Annotated in this window: 18 protein-coding genes and 1 pseudogene; 9 read left to right on the top strand and 10 right to left on the bottom strand. The window is 36.4% G+C overall.

The features are described from left to right. Positions 1–168: 168 nt before the first annotated feature. Positions 169–1734, bottom strand: a complete 1566-nt coding sequence (locus COMX_RS00905; protein ID WP_051461758.1) for an ATP-binding response regulator — start codon at positions 1732–1734, stop codon at positions 169–171. Positions 1735–2002: 268 nt separating this feature from the next. On the opposite strand from COMX_RS00905, the gene COMX_RS00900 reads away from it, so the two are divergent. The 6 genes from COMX_RS00900 to COMX_RS00875 all read left to right on the top strand — a co-directional run bounded on the left by COMX_RS00900 (position 2003) and on the right by COMX_RS00875 (position 6688). Beyond that, positions 2003–2437 (top strand): hypothetical protein, encoded by a 435-nt coding sequence (locus tag COMX_RS00900; protein ID WP_051461757.1) that lies wholly within the window; start codon positions 2003–2005, stop codon positions 2435–2437. A 47-nt stretch (positions 2438–2484) separates the two neighbouring features. Then, entirely contained in the window at positions 2485–3150 is a 666-nt protein-coding gene (locus COMX_RS00895) for a cell division ATP-binding protein FtsE (protein ID WP_034335990.1), read from the top strand. Beyond that, positions 3140–4090 (top strand): cell division protein FtsX, encoded by a 951-nt coding sequence (locus COMX_RS00890; RefSeq protein ID WP_034335987.1) that lies wholly within the window; start codon positions 3140–3142, stop codon positions 4088–4090. Before COMX_RS00895 ends, COMX_RS00890 begins: the two co-directional genes overlap by 11 nt. A 3-nt stretch (positions 4091–4093) precedes the next feature. Then, entirely contained in the window at positions 4094–4714 is a 621-nt protein-coding gene (locus COMX_RS00885) for a YdcF family protein (protein WP_051461756.1), read from the top strand. A gap of 14 nt (positions 4715–4728) precedes the next feature. Beyond that, positions 4729–5424 (top strand): lysophospholipid acyltransferase family protein, encoded by a 696-nt coding sequence (locus tag COMX_RS00880; protein WP_034335984.1) that lies wholly within the window; start codon positions 4729–4731, stop codon positions 5422–5424. A gap of 199 nt (positions 5425–5623) precedes the next feature. Further along, the gene (locus COMX_RS00875) at positions 5624–6688 is read left to right on the top strand and encodes a DUF2125 domain-containing protein (protein ID WP_034335982.1); all 1065 of its coding nucleotides are present in this window, start codon (positions 5624–5626) and stop codon (positions 6686–6688) included. On the opposite strand, the gene gloB is transcribed toward COMX_RS00875, so the two are convergent. Continuing rightward, entirely contained in the window at positions 6676–7407 is a 732-nt protein-coding gene (gloB, locus tag COMX_RS00870) for a hydroxyacylglutathione hydrolase (protein ID WP_034335980.1), read from the bottom strand. The two genes, COMX_RS00875 and gloB, sit on opposite strands and share 13 nt — an antisense overlap. A gap of 66 nt (positions 7408–7473) precedes the next feature. On the opposite strand from gloB, the gene COMX_RS00865 reads away from it, so the two are divergent. The 3 genes from COMX_RS00865 to COMX_RS00855 are packed head-to-tail and all read left to right on the top strand — an operon-like array spanning position 7474 to position 9845. Further along, complete coding sequence (locus COMX_RS00865) at positions 7474–8226, top strand: hypothetical protein (RefSeq protein ID WP_034335977.1); 753 nt, start codon at positions 7474–7476, stop codon at positions 8224–8226. A 28-nt stretch (positions 8227–8254) separates the two neighbouring features. After that, positions 8255–8932, top strand: a complete 678-nt coding sequence (locus tag COMX_RS00860; protein WP_034335974.1) for a phosphatidylserine decarboxylase — start codon at positions 8255–8257, stop codon at positions 8930–8932. Further along, a complete protein-coding gene (locus COMX_RS00855) occupies positions 8916–9845 on the top strand; it encodes a CDP-alcohol phosphatidyltransferase family protein (RefSeq protein ID WP_084051481.1) in 930 nt (309 codons plus the stop codon). Before COMX_RS00860 ends, COMX_RS00855 begins: the two co-directional genes overlap by 17 nt. 43 nt (positions 9846–9888) lie before the next feature. On the opposite strand, the pseudogene COMX_RS11255 reads toward COMX_RS00855, so the two are convergent. From COMX_RS11255 to COMX_RS00815, 8 genes and pseudogenes are all read right to left on the bottom strand, one after another. Further along, a pseudogene (locus COMX_RS11255) lies at positions 9889–10134 on the bottom strand (NADH-quinone oxidoreductase subunit B family protein); the annotation flags it as partial. A gap of 149 nt (positions 10135–10283) precedes the next feature. Then, on the bottom strand, positions 10284–11819 hold the full coding sequence (locus tag COMX_RS00845) for an NADH-quinone oxidoreductase subunit D-related protein (RefSeq protein WP_034335968.1): 1536 nt from the start codon (positions 11817–11819) through the stop codon (positions 10284–10286). Then, a complete protein-coding gene (locus tag COMX_RS00840) occupies positions 11816–13147 on the bottom strand; it encodes a hypothetical protein (RefSeq protein WP_034335965.1) in 1332 nt (443 codons plus the stop codon). The genes COMX_RS00845 and COMX_RS00840 overlap by 4 nt, the downstream gene beginning before the upstream one ends. 2 nt (positions 13148–13149) lie before the next feature. Next, positions 13150–13683 carry a hypothetical protein gene (locus COMX_RS00835; RefSeq protein ID WP_034335962.1) on the bottom strand — a complete coding sequence of 178 codons (534 nt, stop codon included), beginning with the start codon at positions 13681–13683 and terminating at the stop codon, positions 13150–13152. Between the two features lie 2 nt (positions 13684–13685). Continuing rightward, a complete protein-coding gene (locus tag COMX_RS00830) occupies positions 13686–14630 on the bottom strand; it encodes a hypothetical protein (RefSeq protein ID WP_034335959.1) in 945 nt (314 codons plus the stop codon). 4 nt (positions 14631–14634) lie between these two features. After that, positions 14635–16500: a hypothetical protein gene (locus COMX_RS00825; RefSeq protein ID WP_152534135.1), complete on the bottom strand. Its 1866-nt coding sequence runs from the start codon at positions 16498–16500 to the stop codon at positions 14635–14637. A 147-nt stretch (positions 16501–16647) separates the two neighbouring features. Continuing rightward, positions 16648–17112 carry a DNA polymerase III subunit chi gene (locus COMX_RS00820; protein ID WP_034335953.1) on the bottom strand — a complete coding sequence of 155 codons (465 nt, stop codon included), beginning with the start codon at positions 17110–17112 and terminating at the stop codon, positions 16648–16650. A gap of 13 nt (positions 17113–17125) precedes the next feature. Next, positions 17126–18601, bottom strand: coding sequence for a leucyl aminopeptidase (locus COMX_RS00815; RefSeq protein WP_371827973.1), 1476 nt, complete (start codon positions 18599–18601; stop codon positions 17126–17128). Positions 18602–18632: the final 31 nt, after the last annotated feature.

Below are 18632 nucleotides of genomic sequence, written 5' to 3'. Positions count from 1 at the left end.
ATTCCTTATACCCCTGAAGAAAAAGAAGAAATTATAACAGACATCATCTTAATCTTGAATTAAATTCATACGACAAACAGATACATTGTTAATGACAACACATATAAAATCAATAGAATACTATAAAAGTTCAAGTCACTTTATCAGTAGCTTTATTAATATATCGACCTAATTTTCTTGGTTCAAAATCGGTAAATAGATACTAATAGCACTGCCAACCCCAAGTTTACTTTTAACCATAATATCACCACCAGATTGTTGTGCAAATCCATAAACCATTGCCAACCCCAAACCTGTTCCCCAACCTACCTCTTTGGTTGTAAAAAATGGTTCGAAAATATGAGCAATCGTTTCTACGGACATACCTTCGCCTTCATCCTTGACTGTAATAACGATATACTCTCCACGAGGCAGTTGATTATTATGTAATGATGTGTCAGCAATACTCTCTTGATGTAAAATGACCATAATTCTTCCACCATGAGGCATTGCATCAGCAGAATTAATACAAAGATTCATCACTGCTAACTCCAGTTGTGAAGGGTCAGTTTTGACTAAGACACCAATAGGAACCTGATAGCGAATGTCTAAATAAATACTTTCTTTTAACACTGTATTATTAGTCTCTTTCCAGCGAGACGCGTGCCGCATTGATAAAGTCTGCGATAATAATTCATAGTTTTCTTGCAATTGCTTACGAACATCCACTTCTTGTAAAGAAAGTTTTTTCCTGCGACTAAAGCTAAGCAATCTTTCTGTCAGAGTTGATCCTTTTTGTGCTGCTGCTAGAGCATTGACCAGTAAGCGTTTTACAGAGGAGATTTGTTTTTCATGCAACTGATCTTGCGCTAACAATTGCTCTGAAAGCTCCAAAGAGCCTATCATAGTTGTTAAAAGATTGTTAAAATCATGAGCAATACCACCAGCCATTGTCCCCAAAGCTTGTAACTTTTCTGACTGTTGAAGCTTGGCCTCCAGCCCCTTCTGCTCGGTAATATCAAGCTCCATAATAACCGAAGAACGTGCGATTTCCCCTTTTGCCCTTCCCAGTAATAACCGAGTAATCACAAACCATTGTGAAGGCTCATGTAAATGTGGAGATGGCACTTCCAAAGTTGCAACAAAGCGCTCTTCTTTTTGTAAGCGTTGTTTAAACGCAGACAATTCTTCTGGTTTAAAAGAGGGTTCTATTTCCTCTTCGGTTTTTCCCAAGCATTCTTGAACCGTCAAGCCCCTACGTGCTGCAGCCAGCTCATTCATTTTGGTAAATTTGCCCTGCTCATCTTTAAAGGCCAGTCCATAAGGCAAATGATCAAGAAGTCCTTTTAACAAGATCTGCTCGTGCCTAAGTTGTCTGCGATATTCAGAACGAGCAACTGCGCGTTGCACGATCTCTTTTACTGTAAATGGTTCTAAAGGTTTAGGAATAAAAAAAGAAATCCCCCCCTGATTCAAGGCCGTAATTAAAAAATCGGTTCGATCTTTGGAGGCCAAAAGAATACGCGTTGCCACGGTAATATTTCTTACACGGGCAAAGAAAACATTTCCAAACATTGCTGGCATACAATAATTGTATAAAATCGCCGAGAAATGCACACCTCTTTTGATCATATCTAATGCACAATGAGGAGATTGCGTGGCATAGACACAAAATTGATCCCCCAAGATTTCCTTGAGCTCTTGCAAAATCTTAGGATCGTCATCTACAACCAAAACAGCTGGAAGCATATCCATGCTTGTTCTCCTTTACGCTAAAGAACTATCGTTCATATCCCCATGCTTGTAACTGATTTAGACACGCTATCAAATAGTTATTTATTATAAATCAAAGATTTTAATCCTTAATATACATCTATAAAATACAGTTTACCCTGTTATAATCGATGAATTATGGTATATCGATGCTATTCCTATACAAAAAAGTTGCTTTTTATAGGCTTGCATATTACTTCGAACCGAAAGATAATCAGTTCTAATTCAATGTCTATTTGAGGATTATTTCGTGAATATACCCACAGATACTACACACACCAATGAACGTTTGGCCACCTCTGCACCTGAACAACGCCGCATCAAAAGAAATTCAATGCCAGATAACGCTTTATTTCATATGATTTTGACTATTATATGGGCTATTTGTCATTTTATATTTTTCTTTATTCAGCAAATTGCTGAAATATTTGCGCCTCTTTTATTAATTATCGGCATTGTGTGGAAAATTTTACCGAGTTTGGTCCATTCGGCTGTTGGTATGGTCGATGCCGCGGATCCACAAATACGCGATATGGTCGGACGTGGCACAGAATTAATTCCAACCTCTATTAATGTTGCTGGTCATATCATTACTGCATCCTCTCTTATTTTTGATGGAATTTTACTAATAGCGCTTACAGCACTTTGTGCAACCATTACCGCCTTTTTAGGAAGACGTTTATAAAAAAGGTTTTCCCTAGCCTAACATAAGAAAGAGTTAAAGCATTACGCATGATTCAACTTGATGGTGTCAGTTTAAACTATAAAGACGATATTCCTCTTTTGGAAAATGTAAACTTACATATTCCTCAAGGTGGGTTTTGTTGGTTAACAGGACCATCAGGAGTTGGAAAATCCACTTTGTTACGCATGTTGCATCTTGAAAAAAAATCGAGCACAGGCTTGGTAACAATTTTAGACACCCCTACCAATCATGCACGCAGATCAATACTTTGCAAATTAAAGCAACGCATTGGAATGGTATATCAAGATTTTAGGCTAATCCCTAATTTAACAGTATTCGATAATGTTGCACTACCATTAAGATTGCAACATTCAGACGAAGAAACCGTGCAACGCTGGACAATGCGTATTCTGGGGTGGATGGGGCTTGAGCATAAAAAATATGTCTATCCTAAATTCTTGTCAGGAGGAGAACAGCAACGAATTTCCATTGCACGGGCTGTAATTCATCGCCCCAATTTATTACTGGCAGATGAACCCACTAATGCTCTGGATGACTATCAAGTAAAACGCTTAATGGATTTATTTTATGACTTGAACGACTTAGGATGCACCATTATTATTGCAACTCATAATGATGCGCTAATTCGTCAATTTCCTGCCCCGCGTTTAAAGTTGGAAAACGGACAATTATGGACAAGTGATGCTGTTTAAATACAAAACAACAGATGGTTTAAAGCTGCAACGAGCATTACCTGGGCAATATTTAATTCCTCTTGTCGCAGCAATGGCATTTTTGGCTGCTCTTTCAATCGCTGGAGCATATGCAAGCCAACAACTGGCAAATCGATGGAGTGCAGGTGCAGCTTCAACGGTTATTTTACAGATTCCAACGACAAGTGACATTCCTTTTTCTGATAATAAAACAACGGTCTCACCAACAGCTAAAACAAAAACACAACTTATTCTTGCTTTATTAGCCAAATCAAAAGAACTTACCTCTTTTCATCAATTAACCGACAAAGAGATTGATGAGTTATTAGCGCCTTGGCTTCACGAGAGTATTCAATCTTTTGCACTTCCTATTCCTGTAATTATTGAACTTCATTTAAAAAATGATCCTCCTCTTTCAGATACTTTACAAAAGTCTTTGAAAGAAATTATTCCTGATGTTGTCATCGAACAAAGTAATTTTTGGAATCAACGACTAAATGCACTCGCCAACAGCTTACAAACCAGTGCCTTTCTGGCACTTCTTATTGTAATATCGGTTGCTGCCACCGTCATTGCTTTATCCACAAGAAATGGGTTAATACAGTGTCGACAAACTATTGAAATTATACATAATTTAGGGGCATCAGATACATATATTGCTCTACGTTTTGCAAATAGAAGCGCATACCTTGCTAGCATCGGTGGAGCAATAGGGAGTGTGTTTTCAATTCCCTTGCTTTTATTCCTGACCTATTTATGCTTGCCCTTCAGCAGCGATCCAAATTGGCAAGCATTATCCAACGCTAGCTGGTTTTATTTTTTGATTACAACCCCTTTTCAGCTTTTCGCGTTGTTTATTCTTTTACCAATATGTAACTATTTAATAGGATGGATAACCACAACCATTATCGTATATTTCTGGCTAAGGCATTTAACATAAAACATGGGAAAAATACGTTCTAAACCAAGATGGCTTATTCTGTGGGGAATATTGGGAACCATTCTTTTATGGGGGGGTGGTTTTGTTTTGTTTATTATTGATACCATAACCTATTATCCCCCTGCCCCTACAGCTCAAGGAATTGTGGTTTTAACAGGGGGTGCTAAACGCATTGAGACTGCTGTTAAGTTATTACAATCCAATCATGGAAAATATTTATTAATATCTGGGGTTCAATCAACGACGACGTTACAAGATTTAGAAAGAATCTTACCTTTTACCCTAAGCCAAAGTGATCGCGATCGGATTACCATAGGACACAGCGCAACCTCGACCATGGGAAACGCTGTTGAAACTGCTGCTTGGGCACATTATCACAATCTAAACTCGTTGATTATTGTAACCTCAAGTTATCATATTCGTCGTGCCCTTGTAGAAATGCAGACTTTATTAGATAATGTTACACTTTATCCTTATGTTGCTCGTAATGATAAAAAAGAAACTTTTTCACATATACACTCAATAAGGCTACTCTTTCTTGAATATAATAAATTCCTTGCAGCTTATACAGGGTTAATCCATACTACCCGCCCAAAAGAAGATTTTTTAAAAAACATTCCATAAAAAGCTGATCTCTGATGGTTTTCATTCGTTCTATTTTATTTACACTCTATTTTGTTACCCTAACTATTTTTATGGGTATTTTTGCTTTTATTATTCGTTTTTTTGCTAAGAAACATGCTTTGTCTTACGCACAATTATGGACACGCCTTACTTTGCAAGGGCTTGAAAAATTATGTATGATTTCTACACAGATTATTGGTCAAGAAAATTTACCCACAGAACATTCTTTTTTAATTGCCTCTCAGCATCAATCTGCATTTGACACTTTTGTTTGGATGAATTTGTTGGAACGTCCTGCCTATATTATGAAGCGTGAGCTAATTCGTATTCCTTTAGTCGGACCAATGTTAAAACTATCTGGTATGATTCCTTTGGATCGGCAAGGTGGTATCAAGGCTCTTAAAAATCTGATCCAAGATTGTCAGAAAGCTGTTGATGATTTCAGACAAATTATTATTTTTCCAGAAGGTACACGCACAGCTGTAGGAGAAAAAGTTAAATTACATGCTGGAACAGTAGCTATTGCCAATCAACTCAACTTAAAAATAGTACCTGTGAGCATTGACTCTGGTTATTGCTGGCCCAGAAATTCTTTTAAGAAATATCCTGGAACTATCCACATCACTATTCACCCAGCCATCACTGATACCAGCAATCGCAAAGAAACTTTAGCGGCTATAGAGCGCAGTTGGTCCAGTATAGAATCGTAGTTAATAACCCTGTGGATAACTTGGTGGATGTTTTAGTATAGCTTTTAAGGACCAGAGTCGTTGGCAGTTTTTATAGATTCGCTAGAAAGCTTGAGTTTCTAGCGCTTTACAACAGTCAAACAAAAAAATAATTTATTTTTTTTCTTGATTTCAAGCGAATCTGTCTTGTGGATGTTTTAATACAACGACTCTGTTTTATATGAAAATATTTGAATATTATATGTTTAATCGCCGAAAACATTTGTTTATCCAAAAGAAAACAACTTATAAAAAACTTTTTTTTATAAGTATCGTTTTTTTAGTTTTATTGGGTAATTACTTATTTGCTCATACTTATTTAATTAACAATATAAACTACCTCTTAACAAGCCAACAGCATTTTTTAAAAAAACAAAACTTAACGTTTCAATATAAATTAATATCAACTTCATCATGGAGACTTTGGCCACAAGTTACCCTTGCCTATCCTACCATACAAAGAAACATAATTTCTGAATCTCAAACACTTTGGCAAGCAAAACAAGCAACACTTTCTTATTCGTTGTGGCACCCCTTTAGTCTTGCTATACGATTGGATGGAGAGCAAATCTTTTGCCCTCATGATTGTGTTCAGCTTCATGGGGCTCCATGGAATCTTTACATACCTTTTTTGGGAACTTATCATAAAGAAACAATTTCGCTACAGTCTAAAGAAATTTTCTATACCAATATTTCTCAATCAACTTGGGGCATTCAATCTTTACAATTAAAGAATATACAAACCAAATTACATTGGGATAGCAACCAAGATCAAAGCAATAGCTTGGGTTATTCTCAGATTAGTATCCAGCAAGCTCTTGTCAACTTTGATTCTTTTCCAGTTCAAAAATTAAACAATATACAACTACAAGCAGCTTTAATCAAAGATAACAACGCTCAGAACTTTGCAAGTAATTTATATAAACTATTAATCCAAAAAATAAATTTTTCATGGAACACTTTATCTATTCATTCGACAGGAAAATTGTATTTTCCCCATCCACAACTTTTACCTACAGGCGAAATGTCACTTCATTTCAGTGGTATTGATCAAACCATTTATCAACAATTAATGTCTCTTAATTGTTGTATACAATTAAAACAAGAACTCTCCCAAACATTACTTCCTTCACAATTAAATTTGACATTATTCATCCGTGAAGGGGTTATATATCTGGGAGCAATTCCTTTACAAACTCTTTGGTATGATCGTTTTAAAGCACTTGTAAAGACTTATACAAAATGATCTTTCCCTCTGCGAAAATCTGTGAATTCAGTTATATTTTTTGCTAGTAAAAATGGATTTGTTCTTTTCTCTTCTGATAATAAAACAGGTAAAGTTGGTAAACGTTGTTCCCTTAACTGTTTTACATTTTCTAACCTATTCCTAAGAGGCTGATAATTTGGAAAAACAGAAAGCGCAAAACGGCCATTATCGACAGTATATTCGTGTCCACAATACACGTTGATATCCTCTGGCAATGCCGCGATTTTATTTAAACTGTTGAACATTTGAGCGGGTGTGCCCTCGAACAAACGACCACATCCTAAACTAAATAATGTATCTCCTGTAAAAATCAGTTTTAAATCAGAAATATAGTAGCAAATAGAACCCAATGTATGACCTGGTGTTTCAATTACTTGTACATCCCCTATCCCCTCTAAAGAGATAATATCTCCTTCATGAACAGTTTGATCAATATCAGGAATTTTGTCTGCTTCCTTTAATGGCGCATATACTTTACATTCAAAAATGTTTTTTAATTCGGTAATGCCATTGATATGATCACTGTGAAAATGTGTAATTAATATCGCTTTTAAAGAAATTTGCCTTTCTTTTAAAAATTGTAAGATCGGTTTTGCATCACCTGGATCAACAATAACTGCATTTTTACTCTTTTCATCAATCATTAACCATGCATAATTTGATTCAAAGAAAGGAATAGGTTCTATAGTTACAGTCATAGTTTCTCCTTATTTCGACCACTATACTTTTATAAACTAAACAAAATATCTATAAAAAGAGTTGCAATGGCCTACGATTTTAATTCTATTCTAGTTAATCAATGTCAAAAAAAGCAAGGAATAACAACCTATCTTCAATATAAATTAACCCAATTATGGCCCAATTTATGTGGTTTATCCCTTTTTACCCTTGGACAAACATTTTCTTTGTTTCCACAAAAGACCTGGTATCCTCATTACCACCTCCATGGCGTGTTAGATTCTATCCCTAATTGTAATTTAAAACATTTATACCATTACAACCAAAAAACTTGCTGCTTTTCAACAGATTCTTTTCCTTTGCAAGATTGCAGCATTGACCGCATTTTGTATGTACACGATGCAAAAGTAACGCAACAACAGTTTTACTCACTTCTACGTTCTTGCTGGAACACTTTAAATGATGATGGAAAAATTATTTTACTCTTGCCTAATAAACTAGGCTGGTGGTCCATAATTGACAATCTTTCTTTACGATACAGAAACTCCTTTTTTATTCAAAAGCTGAATATTATTTTGAAACAACATATGTTTCATATCAGCCATTATGAACGTGTAATATATTTTCCACCTAAAGTAATGAATTCACTTTCTTTACGAAATAATAAAATTCTAGAATTTATAGGGGTATTCTTTGTACCTTTTCTTGGTGGATATCACCTCATTGAAATTGAAAAAAATCTTTATGCACCAATTACAGTGACGCCTTTGAAAAAAAACTATATACTACAAGAAAAATTATCCAAAACCAGTCTGAACCTTACAAATTCAGACCAATAAGTATATTACGTCCAAAGGTTACGACAACATGTCTATTTTACAATCAATTAAATCTGGTATTTGCAAACCCCATCGCGCAAGCCACCCCTTTCTTATTATTGCAGCAACAGTTTCAATTTTGGGACGGATGACACCTTGGCGTTTAACCCGTTTTATTGGCAAGCTTGGTTTGATTTTATTTGGTTTTGTCTGGTATTTCTTCCGAAATCCCAAACGCATCATACCTGTAGAAGAAAACATAATTGTATCTCCCGCTGATGGCACTGTTTCTGCGATTGATTGTATAATGCCACCTGCTAACCTTGGTATGCCTGAAAAACCCGTATGGCGCGTTTCGATTTTCCTGTCTGTTTTTAATGTTCATTTACAACGTATTCCAGCCAAAGGTACCGTTACCAGTCGTGTTTATATCAAAGGCAAATTTTTAAATGCTTCTTTAGATAAAGCGTCTGAACATAATGAACGTAATGCTATTTGTATGACTTTACCTAATGACAAAAAATTAATTATTGTGCAAATTGCTGGATTAATTGCTCGTCGTATTGTTTGTGAAGCTATTGTTGAAAATCAATATGAAACTGGTGATATCTATGGATTAATTCGCTTTGGATCTCGCGTTGATTTATACTTACCCGAAGGCTGTCTTCCTAATGTACAAGTTGGACAAACTATGATTGGTGGGGAAACCATTGTCTCAAAACTCTAAAACATCGAACTCATCCTTGCGTGCACGACGTAAATTATTATTGCGGCAAAAAATACGTCCTAGGGTAAAAGGTATCTCTTTTAATCGCATGATCCCTAATCTCTTAACTTTGTTAGGACTATGTGCAGGATTAATTGGTATTCGCAGTGCCATTCATGGTGAATTTGCGACAGCTGTTATTGCTATTTTAATTGCTGGTTGTTTTGATGGTCTAGATGGCCGTATTGCACGTCTTTTACGAGGCACCAGTAGATTTGGAGCCGAACTTGATAGCTTGGCAGATTTTCTCTCTTTTGGGATCGCACCGTGTTTCATTTTATATATGTGGGCGTTAAAAGATGAAGGAAGTTATGCTTTTGTTCCGTGTGCTTTGTTTGCGGTTTGTATGTCGTTAAGACTAGCTCGATTTAATGCTGCATTAGAAGATGAAGACAAACCAAAATACGCCAGTAATTTTTTTACAGGAGTGCCAGCCCCAGCAGGAGCCGGTATTGTTTTGTTCCCAATTTTCCTTGGATTAGAAGCAAAAAAGCTTCAATGGAATTTTCTAATTGATATTGCACAGTCTCCATTACTAACAATTATTATGCTTGTAATGACCTCTTTCTTACTCATTTCAACGATTCCTATTTGGTCATTTAAAAATTTCAAAGTCCCAACAACGTATGTTTTGCCCCTACTTTTAGGCACAACACTCTATGCGACGACCCTTGTTGCAGACCCTTGGGGAACACTAGCTTTTAGTGGCTTGTTATATTTAGGAACTATTCCTTTAAGCTATCGGAGTTTTCGTTTATTAAAAGCAGATGCTGAGGCTCTTCACAAGGAGACAGATGAGACAGATGATGATGAGGGCGAGAGTTTAGATCAACTTGAACAGAAAGACCTAACAACCCCAACAACCCCTCCATAATTTGCTGGGGTGCTGGGGGACAGCCTTCTATTTCTAAAATGCAATCCTCTCCCCCAGTACTCTCTTTTAAGACCGCGTAATTTTCTTCAAAAACACCTTGATTAATTGCACAAGATCCGATCGAAACAATGGCTTTGGGTTCAGGCATCAGCTCCCAGTTTTTTTCTAGATAAGGAATCATTGATCGCGTCAATACTCCACTAATCAGTAAAATATTGGCAATAGCAGGATGATCAACGAAGACCAAACCACTTGCAGATATATCAAATGCTGCCCCTCTTAATGCCATCACTTCTAAAACACAGCCATTACAATCCCCACAAGGCACCGCAAAAAGATGCAAAATTTGATCGGTATGTCCTGTTTTTTTATCCAAAGGCTTTACTTTACCAAAAACAGAATCAAATAATGCACGAATAACAGCCATTTTTTATCCTTTTATAGGTCCACACCTGTTGATAAAATACCAAATGAACTTCTGATAATCGATTGATTTTCCCAAAGCTCACCTTCTAAAAGCCCTTGCAAAACATAGGCTTGATTAGAGGCAGGATCACGAATAAAAATATCTTTGATAATACCAGCCTCTACTTTGACGTAATACCATAAATCCCCCTGCACACCTTCACAAACGCCTATACCCTCGCCGTAAAGCGTTTCAATGATTATTTTTTTTTCTTCTACTGGAGAGGCCTCTTCAACATCTTGCAATATTGTTTCGATAATATGTAAAGCACTTTGTATTTCTTGAAAGCGTAACTGCATTCGTGCATAAACGTCTCCACTGGTATAATTACGTGGAGAAAGCCATTCAAGACGATATTCAGGCATATAACGACGAATATCAATATCCCTGCCAGAAGAGCGCCCAATAATACCACCAATATTATAAGCAATTGCTTGCTCTGTGCTTAAAACACCAATACCTTGTAAACTATCCATTAACCCTGGAAAACCATGCATAAGTTTGAATGCTTCTGCACATAAATATTTCACTTTTTCAGGAAGTTTTTCAGCACTCCCCTCTCCTATTTCTTCAAGTGAACGTACAGCTCCTGGAAAAACACAATCCATTAACCATCGATGCCCATAATAATGCGCACTCCACCGCATTAATAACTCACGCGCTAACTCACATCGAGATGCAATAATTCCAATATTTAAATCTCTGAAAATCTTAGATAAATATAATAAATGTGCATTAACCTTCGATAATTCAGATAATATTACTCTTTTTCGTAATACGTCGACCGTTGGCATGAACTCTGCAATATCTTCTATCGCATGAGAAAAAGCAATTTGATGAGCAACACTATCTACAGCATTGATGCGACTAATTTTCGGCAAAACATCAAGAATATTTTTGTCAGACAAGTTTGATAAAATGCTTCGATGTGTATAGCCATATAAAGATTCTGCTTTGATAATCCTTTCTCCCATCATAGCAAAGCGCCACAGTGAAGGTGAAAAACCATCACATGAAGAAGGATCAATAACTGCAAATTCTCCACCCTTTTGAATAAGATCAAAAGGCATTTCATAATCATATGGTTCAGGTGGCCAACAAACAGGCCCTTGTTTAATAGATAAGGGCCATGTGTGCTTCCACATCCCACGATCAAGCCAAGGACGCAAATCCTTGGCATTCATCGCCTCTTTTCCCCACAACTCCCAAATCATACGTTCGTAAATAATGGCCGCAGGACGAATCTGGGAAATGGCTAAATAACGATCAACCGAAAAGGCTACCTTAACCCCTAAAGGGCGAAAACCATTCTCTAAAAATAAAACATTAATATCCTCACCGCTGCACCACATTGCCAAAAAGATAAGGCGATCCATGGGTAGTTTAGAAACAATTTCTCTCCACTCCTCTTCTTCCACCCTAAAGAAGAATTTAGTTTCTCGTTTGTGCTTTTTAATTAGATCTACAGCTTTAGAATGGGTTACAAAAGATGTTTCAGACTGTGTCATGATCCTGACCCACCATGATATTTTACAAATTCAACAGCAATTTGCTGTAACCAAGATGACGTCAATAACGGCAATAAAACGGTTTGCACAGCGATAATTCCCAGAATAAGTTGTATTTCCTTGGAAAACATCCCTTGTAAGAAAAATATATTTCTCCCTTTTTGAAATAAAATATACCCTCTGATTAAAAATAATCCCAAAATAGTAACCACAATCATAGGCATAGTTTGCATTAAATAAGCAAATAATACTGCACATGCCCAAAAAATTCCGATTGGCGGCAATCCAGAGAGTGCAAACATAACCCAACCCTCACAAGCTTCCTGATGATCACGTTGCTTTTGGCTCATCATATATCCTAATGGAGCAAAAACCACTAATGCAATTATAAACAGACATGCACTATAAATACCTTCTATATGATTGGCAAAAATGCCCCCTAGGATAGACAACGCCACCAGAAATAAGGAACTCAGACACAAAGAGGAACGCTGACGATTTTGTTCATTTAAAATGACAAAGCATAAACTTACTATTACTAAAATAATTAATAAATTTTCAGGAGGTTCATATGCAGGAATTTGGTATAATCGCAGGAAGGTTGCAATCACAGGAACCGATAGAATAAAAGACCCAATCCCTCCTAGGGTTAATGGCAACTCCATTGTCATACCTAAAAAAGGCAGAGACATTGGAAAAAGGCCTGCAATTAACACAAGACTAAAACTTAATAAAACACTGCTAAATTTTGCAAGATAAGGTGCATTATCTATAGGGACAGAAGCTAATAAAAAGGCTGCAACAACGGCCATCACCGCAAATAACAAAACCAAACGAAAATATGCCCATCCTGCCTTGATGCTGCTGCTCCCTTGATTAAAAATACAACCCGACATTAGTAGAGCTGCCAAAATAACTATAAATAACAAGGATAAAAATAAGTTATTCACCCCAACGGCTAATAAAGATACCGCTGTAAGCAAATGAAAAAGCATTAAATTCCATAAAAGCCGTTTATCTTCTTTAGAAAAAAACAAGCTTCTAGGAGCCCAAAACCGCAATAAAATGGTCGATATTCCTGCACCAACCGCAATAGCAAAGCGTAAAAACCTTGTTAAACCGTCACTGCTCCAAATCGCTGATAAAAAGAAATCATCTGCCAAATATGCAGAACACGCAGTAATAATAATTAATATAATAGAAACGATAAAATGACAGCGTGCTCTGGCAGCTTGTCCTTCACAGGCGAAAATACCAATCATTCCTACTAGAGGCCAGATTACACAACCCCAATAAAATAATTTAGCCAGATCATTAATAGTTTCCACGATCAATAATGCCTTAATCTAGAAACAACAATAAATGACATGATTAAAAAAACACTATAAAATATTGCCAATGCAATGAAAGCCATTCCTCGGCCATTTAATCCAACAACTACAGACAGTGCATTTAACGCACAAGCTATACCCATAATCTGCCCTCCTACTGTCTTACCCAAGACACTATACACCATACCAATCAATATAATGGATAAAACAATACCATATTCTAAGCGTGGCAAAGACGGAGGTAAAATAGAAACCGTTAATGATACTATCAAAATGACGAAAAACAAACCCGAGAATAGCTCTCTAAACGAACGTGAAAATGATTGCTTTCTTAATAAAATACTTAAAATTATTCCTGATAAAAATGACAAAACCATGCAACTCAACGCAATTATTGGATCAAGAGCATTGGCTTGCCCCGCAAGTAAGCAAAAAACCGTCAGTAAAGCATGAGAAAAACTTTGCGCTGAAGGGTGCGATACTCCGCCAATTGTAGCAAGCAATAAAATACTAATAAAAAGGGAAAGCCACATTTTTATGCTCCACTTAAACCAGCAAAATACAGAATAATGGCCAAGAAACTTAAAATAACAGCAATCCCTACACGATAAATTCCACTTGAAAATAGCAATAAACTACGCATGATAGCCAAAATTATGCACTCTACAAAAATCTTCGTAACCCAAGCCAATAATCCAAAAGGAACCGCACGTAACCAAATCGTAAAATCTTGATCTCCAGATTGTAGAACCGCCAAACTTTGTGGCCATAAAAATAAAGCGATCAAAGATAACCAAACTAGAAATCTCACATCATTAATATATAATAACAGCCCTTTATCAGACCCTCCAAATCCATCGATGCCTTCCTTTTGTGAAAATGTTGGCATATCCCAAACCACAAAAAATAATGAACAAGCCGCCACTAATAAGGGGCTATAAGCCATTAGAGGTAGCTCTCCAAACTGATGAAAGAAAACCACCACAGCGTCAAGAAATGTACTACCAGTTATAAAATGAATAATGGCTGCAATAAAAAATAAAACAGGAAGAAATAAAAGACTATCTACAAGCGTTGTTTGTAATAATTTCAAACTCTTTAACGAAGTATATCGAAGGGCAGTTAAGAAAAAGACCACAGGCACAACCATTAATAGAGCGATAATCAATAACAAATCGGCTAAAGATCCAGTTACCATACCAACACTAAAAGTGGGAACCAACAAAGCTGCAATAATAACTGCACCCAAACCTGTGTAAGGCAATAATGGACTATAAAAAGATGTGGTCGTTGAAAAACTAGAAAGGCGTTTAATATTAGCCGAGTATAATTCTCTACGATAAAACCAAAAGGGAACCGCTGGTAAACCTTGAATCTTTGCTTCCAACCATTTTTGAAATCCCATGACCCAAGGTGCTAATAACAAGATCATTCCTAAATGCAACAAAGCAATCACAAAACTTAAAAACCAAAACAGCATGCGATCACCGTGCGACAAAACTGATCGAAATAAGCACAATTGCCAGCACAAATAACATCAGAAAATTCTGGTATTGCCATGTTAAAAGATTAAGTCGATGTGTATAACTAAGGCAATTTTTTTTAAACCTGAGCAAATTTTTAAAAATCACATAATTTACCGTAGAAAAAGAAGTGATCAATGAAAACCGTCTTTTCAACATTGATTCAAAGCAAGCTTGACCAAAAGAAAAACTTGTTTCTTCTACGATAACAGAACGATGAATATTTGGTTGCGCAATTGAGTCTCTTAATAAAAAATCATAGGTTTTCTTTTTTTCTTTACGTGCAACCCAAGTAATAATCAACATAATCACAGTTAATAAAACTGCAATTAACCAAGGCATAAAAACTGTCTGTTGTGGGTCTACACTAAACGTTAAAAAGTTGTGAGACGATAGAGATAACCCCATCACATTCACAGCAACAGAACGAGCTATAATAAAAATTAATCCTGGTAATAAAGTAATTATGAATAAAAAATATATTCCTATTTTTACTTCAGCAAAGAATTTCAAAGAGAGATATTCTGACAATTCAGAAAATGCTTTTTGCAATGACCCCGTTCCACCTGTCAAAATCAACCTGATCCATCCCAGTACACCAAGGATTAAAATCGCCGCATTCAAACCGATAATAAGAATTCCTAATAAACTGTTACTAAGGTAATGCCCTGATGGCATGAAGAGTAATAATTGTAAATTTTCACAAAACACTGAAAACCCTGCAAAAGGGGGTAATCCTGAGAGTAAAAAGCTTAATAAGAATAAAGAAATTAATATAGATGAAGGTATTAAAGTTTCTTTAGGTTTCGCGTTATAATAATCTTTCAAAAATCCCGATAATAAAAAAACAAACGTGAAGCCCACAAACTGAACAAATAAACCAAAATAAAGCGCATCATTCGCAAATGCGATCGATTGTTGATGATCAGAGCCCATAAAAGAAGTTACGATACCAATTGTTTGTACAAGAACTGCATTTCCTAAAATATATAGACAGCTCACTCGTTCATGGAATTGCTTTACAACTAAACTTTGCCATCCTGCATAACAGGCCGCGATAACACCTAATATTTTTACCAGAAATGACAACCAATAAGTTTCACTATGCTTACCTAAGTCGATGTAAAACCGCAAAAGTAAGTAGATACCCGCCATCGACAATAAAAGATGCATAAAACTATAGACAACGTCCCCTTTACCTTGTCTTGCTATATTCATTCGCCATTGAGAAAAAGGCACAAAGCCCATTAACGCACCACTGGTTATTAAAACACAAAATAATACCCAAGGTGAAAAGCTAATCTGTCTTATCGTTTCAAAAGATAAATAAGCAAAATTACCCTGCTCTCCCATTTGAGCAGGAAGTAATATAATTCCCAAAAACAAACTAGCTAAACCAACAAACGGTGCTAGGCTTTTCCCAATAGATAATCCATAATTCATCATAATCAAGAAGGCCAGCAACCCAATAACAAAGAATAAATTACCTGCCAATAATAGTAAAGTTACATTGACATAGGGTAATAAAAAATAATGCGAAACACCAAGCTCTTTTTTAAAAAAAATAAATAAAGCGCCGCAAAAAAAGAGACAAAACAAACAAAAGGAATTTAATGAATCAAGATAAAAACTGATTCCAAATATTTTTCCTAAAATCGGTATTATTAACGATATAGATGACAGGTAAAATACAGAATAGATAAAGGTTAAAAAGCATCCTATTACTGATAAAATCAAAGGGGCATTCTCTAATCCCGTTAAAGCTCGTCCCTGATAATATCTTTTTGCTGCTATTCCCCCTTGAAGCCCTATGAAGACTACTATCAACAATAACAAACTTAGAATAAAAATAGACAGAGCCTTATTCCTTTATCATTGAGGAAATATTATTTAGAATGGAGTTTATTCACTAACGCAAAATCTACAAAAAATATAGTAATTTCATCAAAGAAATAAGCAAAAGTCCTTCTTTATTCAGCCTTTTCCCCCTTGCTCCCATCCTTTTTCAGTTTGCTTCCAATAAGTCAACTCATGTCCATCTTGTTTTAATAAACGCCATCGTTCACGTGCCTCAAGCACTGCCTGCTCGTCATTCCCATCAAATAAGTCAAAGACGCGTTTAAATGAGTTTAAAGCACTTAAAGACTGCCCTCTCACTAAAAAAAGAAAGGCAGCCTTATTAAGATTTTCCTCGAATATTGTAAGCCATATAGGCTGCCACTCAGGGGAAATATCTTGATGTTTAGAGGTGTGACAGCCATGAGGTAACCATACAGGATGCGTTATCCGCCATAAGGCCTCAGTTAAAATTTTTACCTGCGCATCATCCTTGCACAACACCAAACCATGCTCTTTAACCTGCATCGTGCGAGTTAACAAAGCAGGCAAAGCTTGTTCCAAAGAAGTCTTGGTTAAATGGTAAAAACCAATAGAGGCCATATCAATTAAATCCTTAGGCTTCGTAATGCTCTTTGACCAATTGGTTTAATAAACATACACCAAATGATGTAGCACCTTTGGGGCCATTATTCGTGCCTTTACCAGTATAAGCAGTACCCGCAATATCCAAATGCACCCAAGGGGTTTTATTAACAAAACGTTGTAAGAATTGAGCCGCTGTTATCGAGCCACCATCACGACCACCAATATTCTGCATATCAGCAAATTGTGCATCCAGCGCTTTGTCATAAGCAGGCCCCATTGGCATACGCCATACTTTTTCACCAATGTCATTCCCGATCGTTGAGAGACGTTCGGATAATTCATCATTATTAGAGAATAACCCAGCATATTCATAACCCAACGCCACAACAATCGCACCTGTTAAGGTTGCTAGATTAATCATGAAACGGGGTTTAAAACGATCTTGAGTATACCAAAGAATATCTGCCAATACCAAACGCCCCTCAGCATCGGTATTTAATACTTCAATGGTCTGACCTGATGCACTGGTAACAATATCGCCTGGACGTTGTGCGTTGCCTGATAACATATTTTCAACCAACCCAACAACCCCAATGACATTGGTTTTGGCTTTGCGTGTAGCCAAGGTTTTCATTAACCCTACTACTGTAGCGGCCCCTGCCATATCCATTTTCATATCTTCCATACCACCAGCTGGCTTAATGGAAATTCCACCAGAGTCAAAAGTAACCCCTTTACCCAAGAAAGCAATTGGTGCTTCTTTATCTTCTGGGTTACCTTTCCACTGCATAATTACAGTTTTAGGTTCTGCATCACTTCCTTGTGCGACACCAAGTAAAGCACCAAAGCCCAATTTTTCCATTTCAGCTTTGCCCAACACTTCGATAGAAATTCCCAAAGATTCTAACTCTTGAATGCGTTTTGCAAATTCTGGAGGTGTAAGATGATTAGCTGGCTCATTAACGAGATTTCTGGTTAAATAAGATCCTTCGGCTATTGCGGCAATATTAGACCAACCTTTTTGGGCAGCTTCGTAATCAGACGTTAAGACCTGGATTTCTTGCAAATATTTAGTATCTGTTTTCTTATTTTTTTCTGTGCAATATTTGTTAAATTCATACACACTCAACAAAGCACCTAATGCAATATAAGTTGAATATTCTGTAAAGTCCCAATCTGTCATCAACGTAATTGATGTTGTTTTATGGTTTAATACTTTTGCTGCGGCACCGCCTACTTGACGAGCTTTATCATTCGAAAACTCTTCTTTTACACCTAAACCAACAATCACAACATGAGTATATTCAGCGCTGGGAGAGACAAGTTTACACACCTGTCCCAATTTGCCTGTAAAATCTTCTGCAACCATTGCACGTGTTAAAGCGTCACCTAAGGTTTTGTTAATCACACGAAAAGAATCTCCGTGCTCTCCACCTTCGAAAACAAAAAGAACAATATCACCTTTTTCTGGTTTCTTTAAACTTGCAAAACTAACTGTTGGTATCATGAGAATATTCCTTTGTTATTTTAAAATA

Source organism: Commensalibacter papalotli (ex Servin-Garciduenas et al. 2014), from assembly GCF_000527695.1.
In the GTDB taxonomy this organism is placed as follows: domain Bacteria; phylum Pseudomonadota; class Alphaproteobacteria; order Acetobacterales; family Acetobacteraceae; genus Commensalibacter; species Commensalibacter papalotli.
The sequence above is the reverse complement of the archived record's forward strand: the minus strand, read 5'-3'. Positions and strand labels throughout refer to the sequence as shown.